At 70.4% G+C, this 25,486-nt stretch carries 22 protein-coding genes; 16 read left to right on the forward strand and 6 right to left on the reverse strand.

The genetic code is table 11. From position 1 onward, the window contains the following. Window positions 1-363: 363 nt before the first annotated feature. The gene (locus HT134_RS16225) at window positions 364-867 is read left to right on the forward strand and encodes a flavoprotein (protein WP_312888155.1); all 504 of its coding nucleotides are present in this window, start codon (window positions 364-366) and stop codon (window positions 865-867) included. A gap of 41 nt (window positions 868-908) precedes the next feature. Here the strand turns inward: HT134_RS16225 and HT134_RS48090 are convergent, their stop codons facing one another. Next, the gene (locus tag HT134_RS48090) at window positions 909-1,355 is read right to left on the reverse strand and encodes a site-specific integrase (RefSeq protein ID WP_217707957.1); all 447 of its coding nucleotides are present in this window, start codon (window positions 1,353-1,355) and stop codon (window positions 909-911) included. A gap of 276 nt (window positions 1,356-1,631) precedes the next feature. On the opposite strand from HT134_RS48090, the gene HT134_RS16235 reads away from it, so the two are divergent. Then, window positions 1,632-2,195 carry an RNA polymerase sigma factor gene (locus tag HT134_RS16235; RefSeq protein ID WP_185075083.1) on the forward strand — a complete coding sequence of 188 codons (564 nt, stop codon included), beginning with the start codon at window positions 1,632-1,634 and terminating at the stop codon, window positions 2,193-2,195. Then, window positions 2,195-3,130, forward strand: coding sequence for a CU044_5270 family protein (locus HT134_RS16240; protein ID WP_175601231.1), 936 nt, complete (start codon window positions 2,195-2,197; stop codon window positions 3,128-3,130). The genes HT134_RS16235 and HT134_RS16240 overlap by 1 nt, the downstream gene beginning before the upstream one ends. 103 nt (window positions 3,131-3,233) lie before the next feature. Here the strand turns inward: HT134_RS16240 and HT134_RS16245 are convergent, their stop codons facing one another. Both HT134_RS16245 and HT134_RS16250 read right to left on the reverse strand, forming a co-directional pair. Continuing rightward, on the reverse strand, window positions 3,234-4,571 hold the full coding sequence (locus HT134_RS16245) for a Tn3 family transposase (RefSeq protein ID WP_175601232.1): 1,338 nt from the start codon (window positions 4,569-4,571) through the stop codon (window positions 3,234-3,236). 957 nt (window positions 4,572-5,528) lie between these two features. After that, complete coding sequence (locus HT134_RS16250; RefSeq protein ID WP_175601233.1) at window positions 5,529-5,744, reverse strand: hypothetical protein; 216 nt, start codon at window positions 5,742-5,744, stop codon at window positions 5,529-5,531. 634 nt (window positions 5,745-6,378) lie between these two features. Here HT134_RS16250 and HT134_RS16255 point away from each other — a divergent pair. The 11 genes from HT134_RS16255 to HT134_RS16305 all read left to right on the forward strand — a co-directional run bounded on the left by HT134_RS16255 (window position 6,379) and on the right by HT134_RS16305 (window position 20,152). After that, a complete protein-coding gene (locus HT134_RS16255; RefSeq protein ID WP_175601234.1) occupies window positions 6,379-7,395 on the forward strand; it encodes a LacI family DNA-binding transcriptional regulator in 1,017 nt (338 codons plus the stop codon). Between the two features lie 13 nt (window positions 7,396-7,408). Continuing rightward, window positions 7,409-8,065, forward strand: coding sequence for a DUF1961 family protein (locus tag HT134_RS16260; protein WP_217707958.1), 657 nt, complete (start codon window positions 7,409-7,411; stop codon window positions 8,063-8,065). Window positions 8,066-8,192: 127 nt separating this feature from the next. Further along, window positions 8,193-8,822: a YesL family protein gene (locus HT134_RS16265; RefSeq protein WP_246364505.1), complete on the forward strand. Its 630-nt coding sequence runs from the start codon at window positions 8,193-8,195 to the stop codon at window positions 8,820-8,822. Window positions 8,823-8,854: 32 nt separating this feature from the next. Further along, window positions 8,855-10,381, forward strand: a complete 1,527-nt coding sequence (locus HT134_RS16270; RefSeq protein WP_312888156.1) for an extracellular solute-binding protein — start codon at window positions 8,855-8,857, stop codon at window positions 10,379-10,381. 122 nt (window positions 10,382-10,503) lie between these two features. Beyond that, window positions 10,504-11,478, forward strand: a complete 975-nt coding sequence (locus HT134_RS16275) for an ABC transporter permease (protein ID WP_175601236.1) — start codon at window positions 10,504-10,506, stop codon at window positions 11,476-11,478. Window positions 11,479-11,490: 12 nt separating this feature from the next. Further along, the gene (locus tag HT134_RS16280; RefSeq protein ID WP_246364506.1) at window positions 11,491-12,390 is read left to right on the forward strand and encodes a carbohydrate ABC transporter permease; all 900 of its coding nucleotides are present in this window, start codon (window positions 11,491-11,493) and stop codon (window positions 12,388-12,390) included. A gap of 25 nt (window positions 12,391-12,415) precedes the next feature. Next, on the forward strand, window positions 12,416-15,043 hold the full coding sequence (locus HT134_RS16285; protein ID WP_281387542.1) for an exo-rhamnogalacturonan lyase family protein: 2,628 nt from the start codon (window positions 12,416-12,418) through the stop codon (window positions 15,041-15,043). 179 nt (window positions 15,044-15,222) lie between these two features. After that, the gene (locus tag HT134_RS16290; RefSeq protein WP_175601237.1) at window positions 15,223-16,821 is read left to right on the forward strand and encodes an ABC-F family ATP-binding cassette domain-containing protein; all 1,599 of its coding nucleotides are present in this window, start codon (window positions 15,223-15,225) and stop codon (window positions 16,819-16,821) included. Window positions 16,822-16,934: 113 nt separating this feature from the next. Next, window positions 16,935-17,150, forward strand: a complete 216-nt coding sequence (locus HT134_RS16295) for a helix-turn-helix domain-containing protein (protein ID WP_020547488.1) — start codon at window positions 16,935-16,937, stop codon at window positions 17,148-17,150. A 123-nt stretch (window positions 17,151-17,273) separates the two neighbouring features. Further along, window positions 17,274-18,107 carry an enoyl-CoA hydratase/isomerase family protein gene (locus tag HT134_RS16300; RefSeq protein ID WP_175601238.1) on the forward strand — a complete coding sequence of 278 codons (834 nt, stop codon included), beginning with the start codon at window positions 17,274-17,276 and terminating at the stop codon, window positions 18,105-18,107. Window positions 18,108-18,265: 158 nt separating this feature from the next. Next, window positions 18,266-20,152, forward strand: a complete 1,887-nt coding sequence (locus HT134_RS16305; RefSeq protein WP_175601239.1) for an ABC transporter ATP-binding protein — start codon at window positions 18,266-18,268, stop codon at window positions 20,150-20,152. Window positions 20,153-20,155: 3 nt separating this feature from the next. Here HT134_RS16305 and HT134_RS16310 read toward each other — a convergent pair whose 3' ends face one another. After that, window positions 20,156-21,040 (reverse strand): sulfotransferase family protein, encoded by an 885-nt coding sequence (locus tag HT134_RS16310; protein ID WP_175601240.1) that lies wholly within the window; start codon window positions 21,038-21,040, stop codon window positions 20,156-20,158. Window positions 21,041-21,071: 31 nt separating this feature from the next. Here HT134_RS16310 and HT134_RS16315 point away from each other — a divergent pair, with 31 nt between their 5' ends. After that, window positions 21,072-22,016, forward strand: coding sequence for a S66 peptidase family protein (locus HT134_RS16315; RefSeq protein WP_312888158.1), 945 nt, complete (start codon window positions 21,072-21,074; stop codon window positions 22,014-22,016). A gap of 43 nt (window positions 22,017-22,059) precedes the next feature. Then, window positions 22,060-22,962 (forward strand): hypothetical protein, encoded by a 903-nt coding sequence (locus HT134_RS16320; RefSeq protein ID WP_175601241.1) that lies wholly within the window; start codon window positions 22,060-22,062, stop codon window positions 22,960-22,962. Between the two features lie 37 nt (window positions 22,963-22,999). Here the strand turns inward: HT134_RS16320 and HT134_RS16325 are convergent, their stop codons facing one another. Beyond that, window positions 23,000-24,790, reverse strand: a complete 1,791-nt coding sequence (locus tag HT134_RS16325; protein ID WP_175601242.1) for a glycoside hydrolase family 15 protein — start codon at window positions 24,788-24,790, stop codon at window positions 23,000-23,002. Between the two features lie 79 nt (window positions 24,791-24,869). Continuing rightward, window positions 24,870-25,472: a membrane protein YczE gene (gene yczE, locus HT134_RS16330; RefSeq protein WP_175601243.1), complete on the reverse strand. Its 603-nt coding sequence runs from the start codon at window positions 25,470-25,472 to the stop codon at window positions 24,870-24,872. Window positions 25,473-25,486 lie beyond the last annotated feature (14 nt).

Consider the following 25,486-nt stretch of genomic DNA (forward strand, 5'->3'; position numbering starts at 1 on the left):
ATGTCGTCAATCACACGCTCGGCGAGGAGGCCACAAGACGATGAGTCCGAGCGGCTGGATGATGCGGTGATTACCCGAGGCGGCGGCGCTCCTGCTCCGAGGATCCATCGCCGCCGCTCGCAGCGACAACGGGACAACATCGCCAAACTCCTCGACGAAGCGGCCCATGCCGGCACACGACTCGGCCATGACGGCAACCGCATGTGGACTGCGGCACGACAAGGCCCCGCACGTTCTGTGTGCAGCCGACGAGCCCGCCCCAGAGGAGGTGCCGTCCGACTTGTCCGTGACATCCTGGCAACGGCACCGATCAGTGTGTCGCCGCGAAGCCCGCGAGTACGCCGAATCCCTGGGCGTCATCGCGTGACCCAACCCGGCAAGGTCTTCTACATCATCGTGTGCGCAGCCGGACCGGCCGCAGACGTCGGCCACCTCGTCACCATGGCCCAGAACGACGGATGGACCGTCCAGATCGTCGCGACTCCCGCCGCGCTCGACTTCATCGACGTGCCGAAGCTGGTAGAGCAGACCGGCCGCCCCGTCCGCAGCCAGTACCGCAGACCTCACGAGCCGAAGTCGCCCCGGACCGACGCCATCATCGTCGCGCCGGCGAGCTACAACACGATCAACAAGTTCCCCCAAGGCATCGCCGACACCTACGCCTCGGGCGTCCTGTCCGAAGCCCCAGGGCTTGGCATACCGGTTGTCGTCCTGCCGTCCGTCAACAGCGCACTCGCCTCGCGTACGGCCTTCCGCCGAAGCGTCGACGACCTAGCGCAGGTCGAGATCCTCCACCTGCAGGCCACAGACTTCGGAGGCGCGGGCACCGCAGACGTAGGCCGTTTCGAACAGCACCCGATCGCGTAACCGGTCCACCGGCAGATCTTTACGCGGCCGCCGCGAGCAGATCACCACCGGCACCCTGGCCACGTCGGCGGCCGCGGCCGGGCGGGGCAGGCTCTTGGGACCTTGACCGTGTCGATCCGGTCCATGGGGTTGGCCTGCAGCAGATCGTGGCGGACAGCCCACTTGGCGAAGGAGGCGACGGCGGCGCACTTGCGCTTGCGGCTGGCCGGCGACAGCTCGGCGAGCTCGGCCAGGAACGCGCGGACCGGCGCGGCGGTCCGCTCGGCGAGTTCTTCGCCGTGGTGGGCGGCGAAGGCGATCGGGTCGCCGCGGTAGGCGCACCGGGTATGCGTGACTTCCCGGCGTTGGCCAGGTCGGTGAGGAAGTCGTCGAGGTGCCGGGCGAGCGCGTGGGTGCGGCCGAGCTGCTCGGCGATGACCGGATCCACCGTGCCGACCTCCACCATCCGCCGGTTGCCAGATAACCGGGAAACGAAGCGTCCGCGCCAAACGGCGGCGGCCCAGCTCACGCTATGTCAGTGATCGCTAGCTTGCCGGATGACGGAGCCCGTGGCCAGTGTCCTCACCGAGGATCTCGCGCAGCATGCTCCCGAGCGCGGCATCGATCAGCACGTCCATCTCTGCCAGCGGAACCCGGAGGGTAGTGCCTACACCTGCCGCCCGCGCGTGGCGGCATCACATTTCCGCCGTGTCACAGCTTTGGGGAACCCGGTGACGCCCTTCGGGAGACAGCACGGTGACATACCTACTCACGAAGGAGAGGCGTTGAGCGCTGAGACGGTCGAGATCGACGACGGAGAACTGATCCGTCGTTCGGCGCACGACCCGGAGCAGTTCGCGGCGCTGTTCGACCGCTACGCCCAGCAGATCCATCTGTACGCGGCTCGGCGGCTCGGCACGCAGGCCGCCGACGACATCGTGGCCGAGACGTTCCTGGCGGCCTTCCGCAGGCGCGGGACGTATGACACGTCGTTCGCGCTGGCCAGGCCTTGGCTGTACGGGATCGCCACCACGTTGATCGCCAGGCATCGGCGGCAGGAGGAACGGCTGCTGCGGGCGCTGAGTCGCACCGGGGTGGACCCTTTGCCTGAGGCACTGGACGACACCGTGGCACGCCGGGTGGCGGCGCAGGGCAGGGAGCGTGAGCTGGCGGGGGCGCTGGCGTCGCTGCCCCGTGGGCATCGGGACGTGCTGCTGCTGGTGGCGTGGGAGGACATGTCGTACGAGGAAGTGGCGCGGGCGCTGGACATCTCTGTGGGGACTGTGCGGTCACGGCTGCACCGGGCGCGGAAGAAGGCCAGGAACGTGCTGGGGGATGAGGAGCTGTAGTGAACGAGCTGAAGGAGTTTCGCCGGAACACCCCGGCGATGACGGACAACGCCGCGACTGCTGCCAAGGCGCGGCTGATGACAGAGATCCACGAACCGGAGGCCGCACGCAGGTCGGCCGCGTCCGGCGCGAGGAGGTTCGGCTGGCGGATCGTGGTGGCGGCAGCTCTGGCCCTGGTCGTCGGCGGGACCGTCGTGGCGCTCAGGGACGAGCCGGGCATGGCGCCGGTGGCCAGCGTGGCCGAGCTGGGCGAGCGCGCCGCCCGTGCGGCCGAGAACGACCCTACGCCCGCCCCGGGCCCCGGACAGTGGCTCTACACCAAGGAACTGCAGCTGACCGGGGTCGAAGGGGACGTCGACCGAGACCAGCGTGACACCTGGGAACGGTGGACAAGCGTGGACGGCAAGCGGTCGGCCTGGTACCAGGGCGGCAAGCTGATGTTCGAGGGCAGCGCGATTTTCAACCCGGCTGAGCTGGCCAAACCGCCTGTCACCCCGCCGGGGGTGATCGCCAAGATCAAGGCGGCCATCCTCGACGAGGACCGCCGGGGGCCGCAGGAGCTGAACGGCCACGTCCCGCCGGAGATGCTTTTCATGGAGATCAACCAGCTCATCACCGAGCAGTGGCTCGCCCCCGAGGTGCGGGCCGCGCTCTACCGCGCGCTGCCCACGATCAAGGGCGTCACGGTGACCCAGGATGTGCCCGTCGCCGACGGACGGCGAGGCGTCGCGTTCAGCATCACCGAGGCCGAGGCACGGAGCTATCTCGTCCTGGACCCGCAGACCTTCCGGTATTTGGGCACCAACTCCACGCGGCTGAAGGATCGGACCTACAAGTGGGCCGATGGCAGTAAGGAGACCTTCAAGGCCGGCACGGTGGGCCTGACGGCGCAGCTGGAAGCCAAGATCGTAAACCAGCCCGGCCAACGCTCCTGATCGCAGCAGAATCAGGCCCGACGACGATGACCAGGGCGGCGCTCCAACCGGCGCCCTGGTACACGGCAGCTGTGGTGACCTGGCGGAGGAGGCGGTGGCCCGGTCAGGTCCAGCCGGCGGTCGACGTCGGTGAGCACCTCCAAATCATCAGGGCATTGATGTAGCCGAGGCTACTCTGCAAGATCATCAAGCAGAGCATTGCCAGCTCCTGCTCCTCACGCCTCTTTGAGGCCAGCTCCCCGCGCTTACCGAACCGGATGGAGTCGTTGACCCCGTTGTAGTTCTCCACCACGTTCAGCCCGGACTCCGTCTCATGCCGCAGGTCCCGGTCACGGAGCCAGCGAGAGGCCTCGGTGGAGGCGGTGCCCTGCCGGATCGCCGTCGCATACTTGATCATCAGATCGTAGGTGTTCTCGATGATGTCGGGGCGGATAGGCCGGGTCAGCGCCGGGCGCAGCAGGGGGTACGCGAACCGGTCTCCTCGGCCTGGCAGGTACAGCCTCATCACGTTGATCTGCTCGAAGCGGGCGACCAGGTCGAAGTTCAGCAAGCGGGTGATGCCGAACCCGATGAGGCTGGCTCCGTGGGAGTCCACGTAGCCGGTCTCCACGTTCATGTTCGTCTCGTGGCGCATCGCGCCCTCGACCATGGTGTGCACCTCTGAGGCCGAGCACATCAGGTGCTGGCTGTAGATGGCCATCGCTCCCGCGGTCTCGACCGTCCAGTAGATCAGCACGCCCCGTTTGGCCCGCTTGTACCGCGCGTGGTACTCGGTGAAGATGTTCTGGTCGTAGGCGGAGAAGTGGGTGGAGTCGGAGGCCACCGCGGTGGTGCCCTCACCCCACAGGGCGGTTTGCCGGGCGGCGAAGGTGGTGTTGGCGGTGGTCTTGGCCACCTGCCGTGCGCCGGGCACCGACAGGAACCAGCGGCGGCAGTAGCGCAGGTCCTCCTCGCTGTAGGGGTGTTCGCCAGCTGCCACCGACCGGATCCCCGCGCCGGTGCCGAGCGCGTAGATGACCAGCGGTATGCGCTCGAAGAACTCAGTCGGGTCCCTTCCCAGCCGGGTGCCGGCCGGGATGAGGGCGGCCAGGCAACCGGTGCGCAGCGCGGTCTCGGCGAGCATGTCCAGCAGCGGCACCACGCCCCACCGGGAGCGCACCGCGGCCTTGAGCTTGCGCAGGTTGTGCGGCTCGGGCAGCGGCTCCAGCGGTGAGAGCACGATCGCGCCGCCCTTCTTGCGCTCGATGATCTCCAGCCACGGCGGTGACGGCAGGGCGTCGTGCAGCGCCGACAGCTCGGCGTCCATCTCCTCCAGCAGCTCGGCGGTGAACAGCTTGGCCGGGAGCGGTTTGCGCAGCCGGGCGTAGTTCTCCTCCCGCTTGTCCTCAAAACCGGCCGGCAGGTCCAGGTCGGGGTTGCGCCGCTTGTAGGCGCCGTGCACCCAGATCTCCTTGCAGCGCAGCTTCTCTCACAGCGTCTGGAACACCCCGCACTCGTAGACGCTGCGCAAGATCCGTTGGCGGCCGTTCTTGTCGGTGCGGTACATCAGCTCCGCCGGCACGATGCCCTCCACCGGCACCGTCTCGTCTCGGCCTTGTACCGCTTGATCAACGCAAGCGCGGTCATCAAACGTCACCCGTTGGTCGCAGAATTCGAGTGGTCGCACGGAGTCCCAGCCCCGTCGACAAAGCCGAGCTGCCGACCGACGATGAGGACCGGCGTTCCAGCAACTGGGTCGTTTCGCCATACGCCACCATCGCCAGGGACGGCACCTGGAAAGTCGTATGGGTGGCGACGGAATTGCTGTGCACACAGGTCGGGTGGTTCGCAGTAGTCGTCAGCAGTACATCGTGTGGTGAAGGCGTGGCCTGCAGTTATTACCCCTTCGGCGAGAAACTTGACAACCGCAGCAAAGATCCGGTGCTGGATTCAGCACTGGTGGACGCCGTGGTGGAAGCGACGAGACCAGTAACTCCGTAGTGGGTGTGGCCCGCCGTGAAATGCCGGATTTATCGGCGCGACTTCCGAGTATCGGCCGGCGCGGTTCTCTCGCCCGGCCCTGGAGCCCGGCGTACTCATGGAAGGGCCGAGGTCGGACCGGCTCGCCCCCGCATCGCCCGTGAGGGCCTGACCGTCGAAGAGGGGAGTCCCTGATGCCCTGTCCGCCGCGGGCCTGGTTGGAGGAGGTGGCCCAGAGCCGTGCGACCGGAGGAGCCGCTCGCGCCGGCCTCGCCTCAAGGTGGGGCATCCGTGCCGGACGCTGCGCATGGCGGCTGCGCCAGGGAAGGGACTGGCTGTGAGCATCGACCTCGCCGGCCGGGACCAGCTCTGATGGCGAGGGTTCGGGCCACGTTGCCAGGCCGGTTGTGAAATGCGGATGGAGATGAGCCGCCGCCGCTCACGGACACCTGTGGTTATTGAGCAGCTGTCCGATCGCAGCAGCGCCGCCGGCATAAATGGTTGAGGCGCAGAAGTTCACCCGGGGGTCGCCGTTCGGCACGGGATCGCATCCGACGGCTGCCGGCACGTTAGGGTCGATGCCGCGTATTCCCAGAATCGCGAAGAACTGAGCGATGGTGGAGTCGCCGGGCAGTCCGACAACGTTGCATTTCATCGGGGTCGTCTGTGTGGCTTGGGCGGGGCCGGCCTGCGCTTACACGAGTCGGCGAATTCGAGTGATCGGCTTCGTGCGGAGAGTATCCATCGTGTGATTACGCAGCCACTGTCGCTGAAGTGAGGAAAGAGTCTCGGCATCCCTGTGCTCGCCGCCACTCACGATGGTGATCCGGTTGTTCGGGAATGGCGGGGTGGCGCGGGACGCCCCAGCCTGCTGTCGCACGGCGCGGCGCTGGAGGTCTCGAAGGTCATGACCACGGGTGCCGGTGTCGCGCTCCTCATGCCGGTCGTTGCCGTGTTCCCGTCCTGCTCCACTCGGCCATGCGTCGCCAGCACGCCGTCCCGGGGCCGTAGGCCCGTGCTTGCGGCAGGTGCTCCCGGGCGACCCCCCGTGCAGCACAACAACAAGACGCCTGCAAGGCCGGCCGGTCGCTCAGCCGCTCGGCGGTGCCCCGAGGCGCCGCAAGGTCGCGCCGTGGCGCAGCCCGCTCCGAAGCGCGCTGAAACAGCAAACAGAATAAAGCTCCGGTAAGCGGTTGCCAGCGAAACTGCAGCTTGAGTCGATTCAAAACGATCTCACCGGCCGCTATGATGAGCGGCGTTCACCCCCCGGCGCGGCCTCGTGAGGATCCATGGCGACAAGGAGCATCAAGGAGGTCGCGCGTCTGGCGCGGGTCTCGGTCGGCACCGTGAGCAACGTGCTCAACCGCCCCGAGATCGTCGCGCCCGCGACCAGGGCGCGCGTGTTCGACGCCATCCGCGAGCTGGGCTTCGTGCGCAACGAGGTGGCCCGCCACCTGCGGGTCGGCCGCAGCCGCACCGTCGGCCTGGTCGTGCTCGACGTCGCCAACCCCTTCTTCGCCGACGTCGCGCAGGGCGCCGAGGCGCTGGCCGACGAGCACGACACGATGGTCGTGCTGTGCAACAGCGGCACCGACCCCAACCGTGAGCGCCGCCACCTCGACCAGCTCGAACAGCAGCGCGTCATGGGCATACTGATCACCCCGGTCGACGCCGGAAGTCCCAGGCTGGCCGACCTCGCGGCCAGGGGCACCCCCGTCGTGCTGGTCGACAGCGCCGCCACCGGGCTGCAGTGCTCGGTGGCCGTGGACGACCGGTTAGGCGGGCAGATCGCCGCCGCCCACCTCATCGAGCAGGGGCATCGCCGCATCGCGTTCGTGGGCGGGCCGCCGTCGATCAAACAGGTGGCCGACCGCCGCGCGGGCGCGGCCGGCGCGGTCGAGGCCGCGAGCGGCGTCGAGCTGCTCGACGCGTCGATGCCCATGCTCAGCGCCGCCGCCGGGCGGGCCGCCGGGGAGCGCGTCGCCGCGCTGCCCCCGGCCGAGCGGCCGACGGCCGCCTTCTGCGCCAACGACCTGCTCGCCCTCGGGTTCCTCCAGGCCATGGCCGCGTGCGGGCTGCGCGTGCCCGGCGACATGGCGATCGTCGGCTACGACGACATCGACTTCGCCGCCGCGGCGGCGGTCCCCCTCTCGTCGGTACGGCAGCCGCGCGAACTGCTCGGCCGAACGGCCGTCGAGCTCCTGCTGGAGGAGGTCGCCCATCCGGAGCGGCACCGGCACCGGCAGGTGATCTTCCAACCGGACCTGGTGGTCCGGGAGTCCAGCGCGCTGCGGAGGCGCGACTAGAAGGAGCGGCATCGTGACCGAGATCTACCGCAACCGGCTCGCTGGCCCCGACGACCTGGAGGGGTTCCGGATGGAGGGGGCCGGAGCGGTCTCCTTTCCCCTGGGCAGGATGCGGCTGGAGAGCCTGCGCCCGCCGGCCGACGGGCAGGCCGCCAACCTGGTGCTCTGGTGCCCGGAGGAGTTCCCCGCCGACGTGCGGATCGAGTGGGACTTCTGGCCGGTCAGGGAGCCCGGGCTGGCCATCCTGTTCTTCCACGCGCGGGGCAGGGGCGGCGAGGACCTGTTCGACCCGGCGCTGGCCCGGCGCGAGGGGCCCTACGAGCAGTACCACAGCGGCGACATCGACGCCTACCACGTCTCCTACTTCCGTCGGATGTGGCAGTCGGAGCGAAAGTTGCACACCTGCAATCTGCGCAAGAGCCATGGGTTCCACCTGGTCGCACAGGGGCCCGACCCGCTGCCCGCGGTGCTCGACGCCGAGGGGCCCTACGCCATGCGGCTCGACGTCCGCGCAGGTGAGGTGAGGTTCGCGGTCAACGATTTGGTCTCGTTCCGCTGGATGGACGACGGCCTCGTGGGCGGTCCGGCCCTGGCCGGAGGCAAGATCGGTTTCCGGCAGATGGCCCCGTTGATCGGCGAATACGCAAATCTCCGGGTTTCGTGTCATTGACTCTGAGTCGATTCAACACTACGTTCGCCACCAACCGCAGCGGTCATCCGCCCGTAACCGGGCGGGAACCGCAGCGCAACACCCCCATCGCCGTGTCCGCGCACACGCCACGAGAAAGTGCTGCCGGATGAGCCATTCCACCACGTCAACCAGGGTCTACGCGATCTGCTCGGAGTTCGTCTGGGCGGTCCGGCTGAACCTGCTGTGGATCGTCTTCACCCTCGCGGGCGGAGTCGTCCTCGGACTGGGGCCCTCCACCATGGCCGCCTACACGCTGGCCCGGAGGCACGCTCGTGGTGAATCGTTTCAGGCGACGCGCGAGTTCTGGGCCGTCTACCGGCGGGAGCTCGTCCGCGGCTCGCTGCTGGTGCTGCCCGCCGCGGTGCTGGGCGTCGTCCTCGTCGGCGACTACCTGTACCTGAGCGCTCTCGGGCCCGCCTCGGGAGCGCTGCGGATCGCGACCCTCGTGGCGCTCGTCGCACTGGCCGGTGTGGGGGCGCAGGTGGGGCCGCTCTACGCGCACTACGACCTGCCGCTGCGGGCCTACTGGCCCAAGGCGGCGCAGCTAGCGCTGCTGCGTCCGGCCTCGTCCGTGCTGTTGCTGCTAGCGCTATCAGCCATCGCCTACGCGACCTCGGCGGCGCCCATCCTCGCCCCCCTGATCAGCCTCGGCGCCTGGATCTCACTCAACACGTGGCTCTGCCAGCGCTTCTTCGCCGAGAACGAGGCGCGACTGCTTTCGAAAGGGAACTCATGAGCGCATCACGTCGTAGCCGGCTCATCGCCGGTGTGTTAACGCTCACGGCCGCGCTGACCGCCTCGGCCTGCTCGGGCGGTGGCGACGCGCCCCAGACCGACTCCAACACGATCACCTTCATGGCGAGGCTGTTCGGCACGGCGCCCAACCCCCAGGGCGAGATGCAGAAGGCCGTCGAGAAGTTCCTGGGCAAGAAGATCCACGTCACCTGGGTGCCCAACGCGCAGTACAGCGACAAGATGAACGTCACCCTGGCCTCGGACAACATCCCGCAGGTCATCGACGTCGACCCGCACCTGCCGGCGTTCGTGAAGGCCGCGCAGGCCGGGGCGTTCTGGGACCTGACCGACAAGATCGACAAGTACCCGAACCTCAAGCCGGCGGACCAGCGGACCGCCCTGAACTCCTCCATCAACGGCAAGATCTACGGCTTCTACCGGATGCGGCCCCTGCTGCGCTCGGCGGTCATCATCCGCAAGGACTGGCTGCAGAAGGTCGGCATGAAGGAGCCGCAGACGGTCGACGACCTCTACCAGGTCGCCAAGGCGTTCACGGAGAAGGACCCCGACGGCAACGGCAAGAAGGACACCTACGGGCTCATCATCCCGAAGTGGCCGGGCAACTACGCCACCGCCAGCCCGTACGACGTGATCGAGACCTGGTTCGGCGCCCCGAACGGCTGGGGCGAGCGCAACGGCAAGATCGTGCCCGGCTTCGACACGCCGGAGTTCCTCGAGGCCAACAAGTGGCTGAAGAAGATGGTCAGCGAGGGCATGGTCAACCCGGACTTCGCCACCCTCGACGCCGCCAAGTGGAACGAGCCCTTCCACCAGAACAAGGGCGGCATGATCATCGACGTCAACATCCGCTCCCGCCAGGTCCTCGACCTGTTCAAGGAGGACGACCCGGAGCACTACGGTGACAAGGTCACCATGGTCGGCAACCTCAAGCTGTCCGACGACAAGAAGTTCTCCTACCCGTTCACCGGCTACAACGACGTCCTGGCCATCTCCAAGCAGAGCGTGCGGACCGAGGCCGACCTCGACAACGTGCTGAAGTCGCTGGACAAGCTGGCCACCAAGGAAGGCCAGGTCCTGCTGCAGAACGGCATCGAGGGCCGCAACTTCAAGGTCGAGAACGGCGACACCGCCGCGCTGATCAACGAGGACGACCCCGCCGTCAAGGCCATCCAGAACGACGTGGACAACGCCTTCACCCAGCTCAGCACCAAGGGCACGGCCGACATCGGCGGCATCGCCTACCAGCGGGTGCCGTCCGGCGAGCCGTACAAGGCGATGCTCAAGCTCCAGAAGGAGCTGATGGTGGAGGACCTCAAGACGGCCGTGCACAACGTCGGCCTGCCCGTGGTCTCGCCCACCGCCGTCCAGCGGGGCCCGCAGATCGACACGATCATCCCGGACGCCCGGATCAAGTACCTGTCCGGACAGCTCGACGACGAGGGGCTGAAGGCCGAGATCAAGCGCTGGTACGACAGCGGCGGCACGCAGGTGACCGCCGAGATGAACGACCTGATCGCCAAGCTCGGCCCCACGAGCTGACCCCGTCCCGAGGGACCCGGGCCCGCCGCCCGGGTCCCTCACAGCCGACCAGAAACCCGCCGCCCGCCGTCGTGCGCGACCACGACCAGCCGGCGGGTTTCTCCTGAGGAAGGGAGGCCGCTGTGGCCACCGACCTGGCGCCGCCTCCGACGAGCGCGGCGAGCATCTCCGGGCACCGGCGCCGGAGGGCGGGGCTGCGCGACGTCTTCACGCGCTACCGCTGGCTCTACCTGATGCTCCTGCCGGGCGTCGTCTACTTCGCGCTGTTCAAGTACCTGCCGATGTACGGCGTGACGATCGCGTTCCAGGACTTCCTGCCGTTCCTCGGCTACTCGGGCAGCCCCTGGGTCGGGTTCAAGCACTTCGAGGAGCTGTTCGCCGGCCCCGACTTCGGCCGGCTGCTGTTCAACACGCTCTTCCTGGCGCTGCTGCACGTCGTCTTCGTCTTCCCGGCGCCGATCGTCGTCGCGCTGCTGCTGAACGAGCTGCGGGTCAACGTGCTCAAGCGCACGGTGCAGTCGCTGGTCTACATCCCGCACTTCCTGTCGTGGACGATCGTGGCGTCGCTGACGTACATCCTGTTCGCGGCGGACTTCGGCGTGCTCGCCGGCTGGATCCGCGACTTCCTCGGCGACACCTCGAAGATCGACTACATGGCGCAGGAGGAGTGGTTCCGGCCGATCGTCATCCTGCAGCAGCTGTGGAAGCAGACCGGCTGGGGCACGATCATCTACCTCGCGGCGCTGGCCGGCGTGGACCCGCAGCTGTACGAGGCGGCGCGCATGGACGGCGCGGGACGCTTCAAGCAGCTCTGGCACGTCACGCTGCCCGCCATCCGCCCGACGATCGTCGTCATGGCCATCCTCGCCTCCGGCAACCTGCTCGACTCCGGCTTCGAGCAGATCTGGTTGATGACCACCTCGCTGAACCGCTCGGTGGCCGACGTGTTCGACACCTACGTCTACTACTCCGGCATCACCCAGGGCGCGATCAGCTACTCCACCGCCGTCGGCCTGTTCAAGGGCGTGGCCGGCGTCATCCTGATCTTCGGCTCCAACTGGCTGGCCAAGCGCCTCGGCCAGCGGGGACTGTTCTAAGGGGCCCTGGACATGAACAGCATGAAGCACAAGAAGCTGACCACCGAGTACAGCACCGTGGGCAGCCGGGTGTTCGACGTGATCAACGTCGCCGTCCTCGTCGGCCTGGCCCTGGTCACCGTCCTGCCGCTGCTGTACGTCCTGGCGGGCTCGTTCGCCGGCGAGGCGGAGATCTCCTCGCGGCCGTTCTTCCTGTGGCCGGAGAAGTTCGTCACCGAGTCCTACCGCTACATCTTCGCCACCGACACGTTCGTGCGGGCCCTGCTGACGACGGTCGTCGTCACGGCGGTGGGCACGGTGGTGCAGGTGCTGCTGACGTTCACCATGGCCTACCCGCTGGCCAAGCGGTACCTGCCGGGCCGGGCCCTGGTGCTCAACCTGATCATCTTCACGCTGGTCTTCACCGGCGGGATGATCCCCACGTACCTGGTGGTGCGCGACCTGGGGCTGCTGGACAGCTACTGGGCGCTGATCCTGCCGCTGGCGATCAACCCGTTCTACCTGATCATCGTGAAGAGCTTCTTCCAGGAGCTGCCGCAGGCGCTGGAGGAGGCGGCGCGCATCGACGGCTGCAACGAGATGGGCGTCTTCTTCAAGATCGTGCTGCCGCTGTCCAAGCCGATCATCGCGACGTTCTCGCTGTTCTACGCGGTCGGCATCTGGAACGACTACATGTCGCCGCTGCTGTACATCAGCGACCCGGACAAGTGGACCCTGCAGATCCTGGTGCGCCAGCTCGTCAGCACCGACGCGGCCAACGCCCTCTCCCAGATGGACCGGACGTGGGTGCCGCCCGAGCAGGGCCTGAAGTTCGCGGTCGTGGTGATCGCGACGCTGCCGATCCTGTTCTTCTACCCGTTCCTGCAGAAGCACTTCACCAAGGGAGTGCTCATCGGCTCGGTCAAGGAGTAAGACCCTGAACACCGTCACGACGACGCTGCGCTGGCTGAACGAGTCCCGCACGCCCACGCAGGAGGGGGTGACCTTCGGGGTGCCGTGGCCGCGCGGCGCCGTGGAGCGGGCCGCGCCGTACACGCTGACCGGCCCGGACGGCCGCGCGCTGCCCACGCAGAGCTGGGTGACCGCGACCTGGCCGGACGGGTCGGTCAAGTGGTCGGCGCACGCCGTGCCGCCGCAGCGGGAGCCCGCCGGGACGTACCGGCTGGAGCCGGGGCTCGCGCCGCCGGCGCCCGGCGCGCCCGTCACCGTGACCCGCGAGGACGGGGCCCTGCGGGTGAGCACGGGCGTCGTGACGTGGACGATCGAGGAGTCGGGCCCCACGCTCGCCCGCTCGGTCACCCGGGACTCCCGCGAGATCGTCCGTGACGTCCGCCTGGTGAGCCTGCACCAGGACGGGCCCACGCCCGACGACGGCGGCACGGTCACGCGGGCGCAGGCGAGCGGCCACGTGACCCGCGTCACCGTGGAGCAGGACGGCCCGGTCCGGGCCGTCGTCCGCCTGGAGGGCCGGCACGTCCGCGCGCGGCGGGAGGGCGGGGGCGCGTCCCTGTCCCTGCCGTTCACCGTGCGCCTGTACTTCTACGCCGGGGCGGAGGACGTCCGGCTGGTCCACACGTTCGTCTGGGACGGCGACCCGGAGCGCGACTTCCTGGCCGGGCTCGGCCTGCGCGCGGACGTCGTCATGCGCGACGAGCCGCACGACCGGCACGTACGGCTCGCCGGCCCCGGCGGCTTCCTCACCGAGGCCGTGCGCGGGCTGACCGGCCTGCGCCGCGACCCGGGCGAGGCCGTGCGGCGGGCGCAGGTCGAGGGCCGTCGGTGCGGCCCGATCGGCAACCCCGAGGTCGCCGGCCGCCTGCGCCTCGTCCCGGCCTGGAACGACTACACGCTCGACCAGACCAGCGCCGACGGCTTCACGCTGCGCAAGCGCACCGGCGAGGGCCACGCCTGGGTGACGATCCCGGCGGGCACCCGCTCGGCCGGCTACGGGTACGTGGGCGGGGTCAGCGGCGGCCTCGGGTTCGGGCTGCGCGACTTCTGGCGGCTGCATCCGACCCGCCTCGACGTCAGGAACGCGGCCACGGACCTGGCCACGGCGACGGTGTGGCTCTGGTCGCCGTCGGCCCCGGCCATGGACCTGCGCTTCTGGCACGACGGCATGGGCCAGGACACCTTCGCCGAGCAGCTCGAAGGTCTGGAGATCACCTACGAGGACCACGAGCCGGGCTTCGGCGACGCGCACGGAGTGGCCCGCACCCACGAGCTGACCCTGCGGGTCCACGAGGCCACGCCCGCGGCGGAGGCGCTGGCCGCGCACGTCGCCGCCCTGAACGACCCGGCGCTGCTGATCGCGCCGCCCGCGCGGATCCGCGCGGCCGGCGTCTTCGGCGACTGGTCGCCGCCGGACCGCTCGACCCCGGCGCGCGCCGCGATCGAGGACCGGCTGGACTTCCTGTTCGACCTGTACGCGCGCGAACGCGAGCAGCGCCGCTGGTACGGCTTCTGGGACTACGGCGACGTCATGCACACCTACGACGCCGACCGCCACACCTGGCGCTACGACGTGGGCGGCTACGCCTGGGACAACTCCGAGCTGTCGCCCGACCTGTGGCTGTGGTACCAGTTCCTGCGCACCGGCCGGGCGGACGTCTTCCGCTTCGCCGAGGCGATGACCCGCCACACCGGCGAGGTGGACGTCTACCACCTCGGCCGCTGGAAGGGGCTCGGCAGCCGGCACAACGTGCAGCACTGGGGGTGCAGCTGCAAGCAGCTGCGCATCTCCAACGCCGCCTACCGGCGCTTCCACTACTACCTGACCGCCGACGAGCGCACCGGCGACCTGCTGGACGAGCTGTCGGAGCCGGAGGCGACGTTCCTGGTCGTCGACCCGCAGCGCAAGGTGCGCGAGGACGTCTACACGCCCGACCCGTCGGCCCTGTCGGTCGGGCTCGGCACCGACTGGGGCGCGCTGGCCGCGGCCTGGCTGACCCGCTGGGAGCGCCACGGCGACGAGCGGGCCCGCGACCGGCTGCTCGGCACGATGGCCGGCATCGGGGCGCTGCCGCGCGGCTTCCTGACCGGCGAGGCCCGGCTCGACCTGGCCACCGGCCGTTTCGACACCTCCCGCGACGCGGTCATGGTCTCGCACCTGTCATCGGTGTTCGGCCTGCCGGAGATGTGCTCCGAGCTGATCGCGCTGGACCTCGGGGTGCCGGGCTTCGAGCGGGCCTGGCTCGACTACTGCCGGCTCTACCTGGCGCCGGCCGCGGAGCAGGAGGCCGAGGTGGGCCACCCGCTGCGCGGCATCTCGCTGGTGCAGGCGCACAGCCGGCTCACCGCGTACGCGGCCGCCCGCACCGGCGATCCGGCGCACGCCGCGCGCGCCTGGCGCAAGTTCTACCTGGACGAGGACGACCAGCTCAACCGCAACGAGCTGCAGCGCGAGCCGCACTGGCGGCTGACCCGCGTGGACGGGCCGCGGGTGCTCGCCGCGCTGGAGGAGGCGCCGTTCGTGTCCACCAACGACGCCGCGCAGTACGGGCTGGCCGCCATCCAGAACCTCGCGCTCATCGGCGACCACCTCCCCGAGCGCCCGCCGGAGTAGCCGAGGGAGGGGGAACGCGGGAACGGCGCACCGGGGATGAGCTGGGAGACAACCGGAGGTGGTGCTCCAGCTCAGGGGCCTACACTGATCGGTATGCACACTCCCGATTGACGGCACGGCGCACCCGGCCGCACGTCCCCCTTCCCTCGATTCCCTAGCTCGGGAGTGTTCCGTCAACCATGATCATCGCCAGTGACATCGAGCTGCGCGCCGGCGCGCGCCTGCTCATCGAAAGCGCCTCCTTCCGGGTCAACCCGGGCGACAAGATCGGCCTGGTGGGCCGCAACGGCGCGGGCAAGACCACGCTGACCAAGGTCCTGGCCGGCGAGGCGCTGCCCGCCGCCGGGTCGGTCACCACGAGCGGCAGCGTCGGCTACCTGCCGCAGGATCCCCGTACGGGCGACCTGCAGGTGCTGGCCCGCGACCGCATCCTGTCCGCGCGCGGGCTCGACGAGGTGCTGCGCAAGCTGCGCGAGGCCGAGCTCGGCATGTCCTCCGCCGACGACAAGACGCGCGAGCGGGCGGTGCGCCGCTACGGCCGGCTGGAGGACCAGATGCACGTCCTCGGCGGCTACGCGGCCGAGGCGGAGGCCGCCTCCATCGCCTCCAGTCTGGGGCTGCCGGACCGCGTCCTCGGACAGCCGCTGGAAACGCTTTCCGGCGGACAGCGCAGGCGCGTGGAATTGGCGCGCATTCTATTCAGCGGGGCGGAAACTCTCCTTCTCGACGAGCCGACAAACCACCTAGATGCCGACTCAATCGGGTGGCTTCGTGATTTTTTGCGTTCCCATCAGGGCGGCTTGGTGATCATCAGCCATGACGTCGACCTTCTTGAAGCGACGGTCAACAAGGTCCTTCACCTCGATGCCAACCGCTGTGTCATCGACCACTACAACGTCGGCTGGAAGGCCTACCTCGCCCAGCGCGAGACCGACGAGAAGCGGCGCAAGCGCGAGCGGGCCAACGCCGAGAAGCAGGCCGGCGCCCTGCTGGCCCAGGCCGACAAGATGCGCGCCAAGGCCACCAAGGCCAAGGCCGCGCAGGACATGATGCGCCGCGCCCACCGGCTGCTCGCCGGCACCGAGGAGGAGCGCCAGAGCGACAAGGTGGCGCGGCTGCGCTTCCCGCAGCCGCAGCCGTGCGGGCGCACCCCGCTCACGGCCGAGGGCCTGTCCAAGTCCTACGGCTCGCTGGAGGTCTTCACCGACGTCAGCGTGGCCATCGACCGAGGTCACCGGGTCGTCATCCTCGGCCTCAACGGCGCCGGCAAGACCACCCTGCTGCGGCTGCTGGGCGGCCTGGAGACGCCCGACACGGGCGAGGTGCGGCCCGGCCACGGCCTCAAGCTCGGCTACTACGCCCAGGAGCACGAGACGCTCGACGCCGACCGCACGATCCTGGAGAACATGCGCTCGGCCGGCGGCGAGTTCACCGACACCGAGCTGCGCAAGGTGCTCGGGTCCTTCCTGTTCACCGGCGACGACGTCGACAAGCCGGCCGGGGTGCTGTCCGGCGGCGAGAAGACCCGCCTCGCGCTGGCGATGCTCGTGCTCTCCAGTGCCAACGTCCTGTTGCTCGACGAGCCCACGAACAACCTCGATCCGGTCAGCCGGGAGCAGGTCCTCAACGCTCTGAGGTCCTATTCAGGAGCGATCGTACTCGTCACCCATGACGAGGGTGCCGTTGACGCCCTGTCACCGGATAGGGTGATCTTGCTACCGGACGGAACTGAAGACGCATGGAGCGCCGAATTTTCCGATCTTGTGGCACTTGCCTGATCTTAATTTGGGTGGGTACGGATCTTTTCCCGTGGAGTAGGTAGCCGATCCCGCTGAAATGACTGATCATGGCGGAGTAACGCTGCGGAAGTCCGGCACTACAGGAGGTACTCGTGGCCGAGACACTGAAGAAGGGCACCCGGGTCACCGGGGCCGACCGTGAAAAGCTGGCCGGCGATCTCAAGAAGCGCTACGCCGCGGGTGAGAGCATCCGTGCCCTGGCCGCTTCGACCGGTCGGTCCTACGGGTTCATCCACCGCATCCTGAGCGAGTCCGGCGTGACTCTGCGCGGGCGCGGCGGGGCGACCCGAGGCAAGTCCAAGCGCTGACGGCCGCCTCGGAACGTGCGACCGCAGCCGCTCGTCCCTAGTCAGCCAGCCGTCGCGCCCGGGCCCAGAATCTCATTCTGTAAGCTCGGGCGCGACGGTTCAGTGGGCACGAGGGAGCGGGCGATGGCGGGAGCGAAGGCGCCACAGGAGCGCGGGGGGTACACGGAGGACGTGTCCGCCGGAGGACCGGAGGAACACGGACTGCGTTACGAGGTGGACGGTGAGATCGCGACGATCACGCTGGACCGGCCGGACAAGCGGAACGCGCAGACGTTCGCGACCTGGTCAGCGTTGGCCCAGATCGGTGATGACCTACCGGAACGGGTGCGCATCGTCGTCGTGAAAGGTGAGGGACCGTCCTTCTCGGCAGGCATCGACCTGCGGATGTTCACACCAGAGGGGGTGCCCGGACAGGGCTCGTTCAGCTCGGCAGCGCGGCTCGGAGCCGCGGCGTTCGAGCAGCGGTTGCGGCAGGCACAGCGGGGGTTCCTGTGGCTGCGCCGCCCCGAGATCGTTTCCATCGCGGCCGTGCAGGGCCACGCGATCGGCGCGGGTTTCCAGCTCGCGCTCGCCTGCGACCTGCGGATCGTGGCCGACGATGTCAAGTTCTGCATGAAGGAGCCCGCCCTGGGGCTGGTGCCCGATCTGACCGGGACCAAGCCGCTGGTCGAGCTCGTCGGCCTGGCCAGGGCGATCGACATCTGCCTGACCGCCAGGACCGTGGAGGCCGGCGAGGCCCTGCGCATCGGGCTCACCGAACAGGTCGTCGCCCGTGACGACCTGGACCGGGCCGTCCACGACAAGATCGCCGAGCTGCTCTCGACCAACCGGGACGCGGCCACGGCGACCAAGCGGCTCCTCCAGGGCGCGCGCTCGCGCACCCTGGAGGAGCAGTGCGCGGCCGAGGGCGCCGAGCAGGCCGAACGCCTGCGCGCCCTCTTCGCCGCCCAGCCCTGAGCAGCCGAAACCCTGCCCCGCCCGGCCTGACCGGCGGGGCCCGGCGCTGAGCAGCCGAGGCCCTGCCCCGCCCGTGTCCGATCCGATACGCGTCCGATACGCGCCGCCGGGAACAGCGGGGCCGCCGGCGGCGCTCATACCGGGGAGGAGGGCCCCGGATGGCGATGATGGGAGGGGGCTTCGGCCCCCAGGTCATGGCGTCGCTGCGCCGCGACGAGTCGGTGACCAAGCAGCGGCTCGCGCCCGGCACCGTACGGCGCATCGCGGGCTACGCGCGGCCGTACACCCGGCAGATCACCGCGTTCCTGCTGCTGGTGATGGCCGGCGCGGTGGTCGTGGTCGCCAACCCGCTGCTGATGAAGGCGGTCATCGACGACGGCATCCTGCCCAGGCGCACGGACGTCGTCGTCGGCCTGGCGCTGGCGATCGCCGCGCTCGCGGTGGTCGACGCCGGGCTCACGCTGGCGCAGCGCTGGTTCTCGGCCCGCATCGGCGAGGGACTGATCTACGACCTGCGCACCGAGGTGTTCGACCACGTGCAGCGCATGCCGGTGGCGTTCTTCATGCGGGCGCAGACCGGCGCGCTGGTCTCGCGGCTCAACACCGACGTCATCGGCGCCCAGCGCGCCCTGACCAGCACCCTGTCGTCCGTGGTGTCCAACGTGATCAGCCTGGTGCTCGTGCTCGGCGCCATGCTCGTGCTGTCGTGGCAGGTGACGCTGGTCGCGCTGGTGCTGGTGCCGATCTTCGTGATCCCGGCCAAGTGGGTGGGCCGGCGCATGTCGGCGCTGACGCGCGAGCAGATGCAGCTCGACGCCGAGATGAGCTCCGTCAGCACCGAGCGCTTCAACGTCGCCGGCGCCATGCTCGCCAAGCTGTACGGCCGGCCCGAGGACGACGCCGCCGTGTTCGGGGCGCGTGCCGCCCGGGTGCGCGACGTGGGCGTCACGGTCGGCATGTACGGCACCGTGTTCCGGGTCGCGCTCGGCCTGGTCGCCGCGCTCGCCACGGCCCTGGTGTACGGCATCGGCGGCGTGCTGGCCATCGGCGAGGTGTTCGAGCTCGGCACGCTCGTGGCCCTGGCCGCGCTGCTCATGCGCCTGTACGGCCCGCTGACGTCGCTGTCGAACGTGCACGTGGACGTGATGACGGCGCTGGTGAGCTTCGACCGGGTCTTCGAGGTCCTCGACCTGAAGCCCATGGTGGCCGAGCGGCCGGACGCCCGTCCCGTGCCCGACGGCCCGGTGACGATCACGTTCGACGACGTCCACTTCCGCTATCCCGCGGCCGAGGAGGTGTCGCTGGCGTCGCTGGAGTCGGTGGCCCGGCAGGACACCGCCCCCTCCCACCCCGTGCTCAAGGGCGTGTCCTTCACCGCCCGGCCCGGCCGCCTCGTGGCGCTGGTCGGCCCGTCCGGCGCCGGCAAGACCACGATCACCTCGCTGGTGTCGCGGCTGTACGACGTGTCCGGGGGAGCGGTCCGCCTCAACGGGCTCGACGTGCGCGAGGCCACGCTCGCCTCGCTGCGCGACACCGTCGGCGTGGTCGCCCAGGACCCCCACCTGTTCCACGACACGATCGGCGCCAACCTGCGCTACGCCCGGCCGGGCGCGAGCGACGAGGAGCTGTGGGAGGCGCTGCGGGCCGCGCAGATCGGCGAACTGGTCGAGAGCCTGCCCGACGGGCTCGACACGGTCGTCGGCGACCGCGGCCACCGGCTGTCGGGCGGCGAGAAGCAGCGGCTGGCGCTGGCGCGGCTGCTGCTGAAGGCGCCGCGCGTCGTCGTGCTCGACGAGGCCACCGCCCACCTCGACTCGGAGTCGGAGGCGGCCGTGCAGCAGGCGCTGAAGACGGCGCTCGCCGGCCGCACCTCGCTGGTCATCGCGCACCGGCTGTCGACGATCCGCGAGGCCGACGAGATCCTCGTCGTCCAGGACGGGCGGATCGCCGAGCGCGGCACGCACGACGAGCTGCTCGCCCGCGGCGGCCTGTACGCGGAGCTGCACCGCACGCAGTTCAGCTCGTCAGGCAGCCCGCAGTCGTGAGCGTCAGCCGGTCAGGTAGCCCAGGGTCGTGAGCTCCTGCCGGGCGACCTTCTCCACCAGGGCGAGGTCGTCCGGCCGCAGCCGGGTGCGCCATGTCCCGGTCTCCGGCGGGCCGCCGCCGTACAGGGCGACCTTGGAGACGCGCGTGCCGAGGAAGGCCGCCACCGACGCCACCGCCTGGGCCGGCCTGAGCGCCAGATCCTCGAAGCGCAGGGTCAGCAGCTGCTCCTCGGGCAGGTCGCGGCGGAGCGTGGCGCTCAGGCGCACGGCGCTGCGCCAGCGCAGGGCGCTCTTGCCGGCGACCGGCATGCCCTTCCACTTGTCGAGGTGCTCGTCGCGGTTGACGCCGAGGAACGCGTTGGGGAACTCCGTCTCGCCCGACAGCATCGCCGGCTTGAACCACGCCAGGCACGCCGGGTCGGCCAGCATGTCGGCCACCACGTCGCGACCGTCGCGCACGATCTGGACGAACCGGGCGTCGGGAAAGGCGCGCAGCAGGGTGGCGGCGCTGTAGATGAGGTCGGGGCTGGCGTCGCCGAAGCGGGTGACCTCGGCCGTCGCGACGCAGGGGCCGCCGCCCGTCACCCCGCCGGCCTCGCGGCACGCCGGGCCGCACAGCCGGCACGTGTCGGGCATCACCTGCCACGACTCGGCCAGCGCGTCGCGCAGCACCCGTACGGCGCCGGAGCTCTCGCCGATGGACGGCTTGCGGGCGAAGGCGTACAGGACGTGGGCCACGCAGGCCCGGCCCATGGTCAGGTGGAAGCCCGGTGACCGTTTGAGGGCGCGGCCGAGCAGATCCGTGCCGGAATGCGGCGCTCCGAGCAGGAAGACCGGGCGGCGGACCTTGATGCCGTTGACCACGAGGATGTGGGGCGGAAGTCGCATACTGGAGCACAAGTGTGACACCGTTTGGCACGTGAACGAGCCAGGGACCGGGCCCGTGCGGCCCGAGGGACAGATCACCGCGTTGCGGCCGGGCGACACCGTCGCGGTCGTGGCGCCGTCGGGGCCGCCGGACGCCACGTTGCTCAAGCGCGGCATCGAGCGCCTGGAGGGGCTGGGGCTGAAGGTGGCGGCCAGCGGGCGGGTGCTCGACCGGCAGGAGCTGCCCTACCTGGCCGGCTCGGACGAGGGCCGCGCCGCCGACCTGCAGGCCGCCTGGTGCGACCCGGCCGTCTCCGCGGTGTTCTGCGCGCGCGGCGGGTACGGCGCGGCGCGGCTGCTCGGCCTGATCGACTGGGACGCGATGCGGGCGGCGGGGCCGAAGACGCTCGTCGGCTCCAGCGACATCACCGCGCTGCACCACGTCTTCGGCGCCGAGCTGGGCGTGCCGACCCTGCATGGGCCGATGCCGGCCTGCGACACGATCGCCGGCGAGGGCGGCCCGGAGCCGGTGTCGTGGGAGAACTTCCAGGCGGCCCTGGCCGGACGGGCGCCCGCGGTCACCGGTGACCGGGTGCTGGCGCCGGGCCGGGCCGAGGGCGTGCTGACCGGGGGCAACCTGTCGCTGCTGGCCTCCCTGTGCGGCACCCGTCATCACCCGTCCTTCGACGGACGGATCGTGCTGCTGGAGGACATCGGCGAGGAGCCGTACCGGATCGACAGGATGCTCACCCAGCTCCTGCAGTCGGGGGCCTTCGACGGCGTGCGGGGTCTCGTGCTCGGCTCGTGGGTGGACTGCGGCGACCCCTATCCCGTGCTGCGCGACCGGCTGCTGCCGCTGGGCGTACCGATCCTGGCCGGGCTGCCGGTTGGGCACGGATCACCACAGCTGAGTGTGTGGCTTGGAGCCCCGGCCGTTATCGATACCGAATCGTGCTCGCTGGCTGGACCGATCCGCAGCGGCGAGCAGGCAAGGTAGGAGGGACAGATCGGGGCAAATCGGACATGATGGGACGCCGCGCGTGAAGTTCCTCCGACGTGGCCGGAAACCCTCGCGCAGGGCGGTCGAGGACGTCGACCTCGACTCCCTGCTCGCACTCGTGGCCGACTCCCTCGGCTTCACCTGCGTCTTCGCCGCCGACGGCGCCTCGCTCACCCTCCGCCCGCCGGCTCCCCGCCGGCCGCGCGACGGCGAGATCCTCGTCCGGCTCACCGGGCTGCGCCGCGAGGCGGGCCGCCGGCCGCGCGAGGACTGGCCGACCCTCGTCTCGCAGCACCTGGCCCGGGTGGTGGGCGCCGCCGGGGGCGTCGTGGACGCCCCCTTGGACGCCTGCGACTACGACCGGGCCGGGCCGCTGCTGGGCACCCGCGTGGAGGCGGTGGACGAGGTGCCCGACCTGACCCGCGTGGTCGGCCGTCACCTCAACGGCGACCTGGTGGAGCTGCTCACCGTCGGAGCCCGCCCGGTGCTGCCCGAGGAGGCCGGCTGCTGGCCCGTGCCGCCCGGCGAGGCCCTGGAGCGGGCGGTCGGCAACGTGCGGCGCGGCGAGAGGCTGTCGGTCGAGGCCATCGAGCTGTCCGGCACGGCCGTCACCCGGCTGACCGGCCGCGCCCCGTCGGCGGCGACGCACCTGCGCTGGCTGGGCGCCTACCTGCCGGTGCCCGCCCACGGCGTCCTGGCCGTGCTGCCCGACCCGTACACGCTGCTCGTGCACCCGGTGAACGGGATCGGCGTGGTGCGGGCCATCGAGCGGCTGCGCGTCCACGCCGCCCGCACGGGCGGGCTGAGCCCGCAGGTCTACTGGTGGCACCAGGGGCGGCTGACGCTCATCCGGGCCGACATCGAGCTGCGCGACGGGCAGACGCGGCTGGTCGTCGCGCCGCCGCCCGACTTCGCCCGCGTCCTGGCCCGCCTCGCCGCCTGACCGGCCACCCCGCCCCACCCCGCCCACGCCGCGCCGGTCAGGTGTCGCGGGCCAGCTTGGGCGTCTCGTCGTGCTCGGACAGCGCGCGGGCCGCGTGGATCAGCGGCACGTGGCTGAAGGCCTGCGGGAAGTTCCCGACCAGCCGGGAGTAGCGGGGGTCGTACTCCTCCGACAGCAGCCCCAGGTCGTTGCGCAGCGACAGCAGCCGCTCGAACAGCTCCTTCGCCTCGTCCCGGCGCCCCTGCATGGCCATGACCTCGACCAGCCAGAAGCTGCACGCCAGGAACGCGCCCTCGCCCCCGGGCAGCCCGTCGACGTCGTTGTCCTCGGCCACCGGGTAGCGCAGCACGAAGCCGTCGGACATCAGCTCCTTCTCGATGGCCGCCACGGTGCCCACCATGCGCGGGTCGTCGGCGGGCAGGAACCCGACCATGGGCATGAGCAGCAGCGACGCGTCCAGCTCGGAGGAGCCGTAGGACTGGGTGAAGGTGTTGCGCTCGGCGTCGAAGGCGTGCTCGCACACCTCGGCGTGGATGCGGTCGCGCGTGCGCCGCCACCTGTCGGCGGGGCCGGTCCGGCCGTGCCGCTCGACGTACTTGACCGCCCGGTCGAGCGCCACCCAGCACATGACCTTGGAATGGGTGAAGTGCCGGCGCGGGCCGCGCACCTCCCACAGGCCCTCGTCCGGCTCGTCCCAGTGCTCCTCGACGTAGTCCAGGAGCTGGCGCTGGATGGACCAGGCGCGCTGGTCGGCCGTCAGGCCGGAGGCGCCGGCCAGGTAGAGGGCGTTCATCACCTCGCCGTAGACGTCGAGCTGGAGCTGGTTGACGGCGTCGTTGCCGATGCGGACCGGGCGGGAGCCCTCGTAGCCGTCGAGCCAGTCGAGCTGCATCTCGGGCAGCCGCCGCTCGCCCGCCACGCCGTACATGATCTGGAGGTCCTGGGAGCGGCCGGCGATCGCGCGCAGCAGCCACGACCGCCACTCGGCGGCCTCGCCGAGGTAGCCGTTGTTCATCAGCGCCTCGAGCGTCATCGTGGCGTCGCGCAGCCAGCAGTAGCGGTAGTCCCAGTTGCGGACGCCGCCGATGTCCTCCGGCAGGGAGGTGGTGGGCGCGGCGACGATGCCGCCGGTGGGGGCGTAGGTCAGGGCCTTGAGGGTGATGAGGGAGCGCACCACCGCGTCGCGCCAGGGGCCTCCGTGGGTGCAGGTGGCCACCCACTCCTTCCATAGCGACTCGGTCTCGTCGAGCTGGTGCTCGGCGTGGATCTGGGGGGGCATCGGCTCGTGGGAGGGGTGCCAGGTGAACACGAACGGCAGCCGCTGGCCGGCCTTGACGTGGAAGGTGGCGCGGTGGGCGTAGTCGCCGCCCTTGAGGGGGACGGGGGAGTGCAGCCAGGCGGCGTCGGGCCCGCCGACGGCCTGGAGGTGCCCGTCGGTGCGCCGCACCCAGGGGACGATGCGGCCGTAGTCGAAGCGCACGCGCAGCTGGGTGGCCACCTCCACCGTGCCGGAGACGCCCTCCACGATGCGCACCACGTCGGGGTTGACGTCGCGGGGCGGCATGAAGTCGATCACCCGGACGGTGCCCGTGGGGGTGTCCCACTCGCTCTCCAGGATGAGCGTGTCGGGACGGTAGCGGCGGCGGGTGGCGGGCTGCCGGCCGGGCGGGCCGATCCACCAGTGGCCGTTGCGGTCACCACCGAGCAGCGCCGCGAAGCACGCCGGGGAGTCGAACCTCGGCAGGCAGAGCCAGTCGATCGAACCGTCCCTGCCCACCAGGGCGGCCGACTGCATGTCTCCGATCAGTGCGTAGTCCTCGATCCGCATGCCTCGACGCTACTCGCCGCGGGGGTGATCACGCTGCCGGGCCCGAGCACGTCGCGTCATGCCGGGCCCGGCGGCGCGATCACGTCAGGGGGAAGCGGCGGGCGAAGAGCTGGGTCAGCGGCCCGATCGCCAGGGCGAACACCAGCGTGCCGACGCCCACCGTGCCACCGAGCAGCCAGCCGGCCGCCAGCACGGTCACCTCGATGAGGAAGCGGCCGAGCCGCAGCGACAGGCCGAGCCGGACCAGCCCGGTCATCAGACCGTCGCGCGGCCCGGGGCCCATGCCGGCGCCGATGTAGAGCACGGTGGCCATCGCGATCGACACGACGGCCAGGGCCAGGTAGAGCCAGCTCAGCGCCCAGTGGCCGGGGACGGGCAGCACGAACAGCGCGGCGTCGGCGAACAGGCCGACGAAGACCACGTTGCTGACCGTGCCCAGGCCGGGCCGCTGCCGCATCGGGATCCACAGGAGCATGACCAGCGCGCCCACCACGATGATCATCGTGCCGATCGACAGACCCAGGTGGCGGGCAAGGCCCTGGTGGAAGGTGTCCCACGGGCCGTTGCCCAGCCCTGAGCGGACCTGCAGGCCGATGCCGAGCCCGTACAGGGCCAGGCCGCCGTAGAGCCGGACGAGGCGGGAGGGGAGGGAGCCGAGATGACGGACGGACGCTTCGCTCATAGTGGTCCCAGAGT

This window comes from Nonomuraea rhodomycinica (assembly GCF_013363995.1).
GTDB lineage: Bacteria > Actinomycetota > Actinomycetes > Streptosporangiales > Streptosporangiaceae > Nonomuraea > Nonomuraea rhodomycinica.